Source organism: Pseudomonas sp. GLN_2 (assembly GCF_043106005.1).
Lineage (GTDB): Bacteria > Pseudomonadota > Gammaproteobacteria > Pseudomonadales > Pseudomonadaceae > Aquipseudomonas > Aquipseudomonas alloputida.
In genome coordinates this window covers 1-1,010 of record NZ_JBICMC010000097.1, presented here as the reverse complement: position 1 = coordinate 1,010, position 1,010 = coordinate 1, and the positions used below count along the sequence as shown (strand labels likewise).

Sequence of the window (1,010 nt, the reverse complement as noted above, 5' to 3'; positions counted from 1 at the left end):
GATTCCACCGCGTCGGCCGGGCGCCAGGTGTCCAGGTTCGGGGTGCTGCGCAGGCTGGTCAGCTGCTCGATCGGCTGGTGCGTCGGGCCGTCTTCGCCCAGACCGATGGAGTCGTGGGTGTACACGTGGATCACGCGCTGCTTCATCAGGGCCGACATGCGCACCGCGTTGCGGGCGTATTCCATGAACATCAGGAAGGTCGCGCCGTAAGGCACCAGGCCACCGTGCAGGGCAACGCCGTTCATGATGGCGGTCATGCCGAACTCGCGCACGCCGTAGAACACATAGTTGCCGCTGGCGTCATTGGCTTCGACGCCCTTGCAACCTTTCCACAGGGTCAGGTTGGAGCCGGCCAGGTCGGCCGAACCACCGAGGAACTCGGGCAGCAGCGGGCCGAAGGCGTTCAGGGCGTTCTGGCTGGCCTTGCGGCTGGCGATGGTTTCGCCTTTGGCAGCCACTTCGTTGATGTAGGCCTGGGCCTTTTCGCTGAAGTCGGCCGGCAGCTCGCCGCTGGCACGGCGCTTGAACTCGGCAGCCAGCTCCGGGTAGGCCTTGGCGTAGGCGTCGAAGCGCTGGTTCCACTCGGCTTCAACCTTGGCACCGGCGGCCTTGGCATCCCACTCGGCGTAGATGTCGGCCGGGATTTCGAACGGGCCGTGGTTCCAGTTCAGGGCCTGGCGGGTCAGGGCGATTTCGTCGTTGCCCAGCGGGGCACCGTGGCAGTCTTCCTTGCCCTGCTTGTTCGGCGAACCGAAACCGATGGTGGTCTTGCAGCAGATCAGGGTCGGGCGATCGCTCTTGCGGGCGGTCTCGATGGCCATCTTGATTTCTTCGGCATCGTGGCCGTCGACATTGCGGATCACCTGCCAGTTGTAGGCTTCGAAGCGCGCCGGGGTGTTGTCGGTGAACCAGCCGTGCACTTCGCCGTCGATGGAGATGCCATTGTCATCGTAGAAGGCGATCAGCTTGTTCAGGCCCAGGGTGCCGGCCAGCGAGGCGACTTCATGGGA

General features: G+C 64.7%; 1 pseudogene. It reads right to left on the bottom strand.

The window, feature by feature from the left end:
* Positions 1–1,010: pseudogene (locus tag ACF8Q6_RS24075) on the bottom strand (transketolase); the annotation flags it as partial.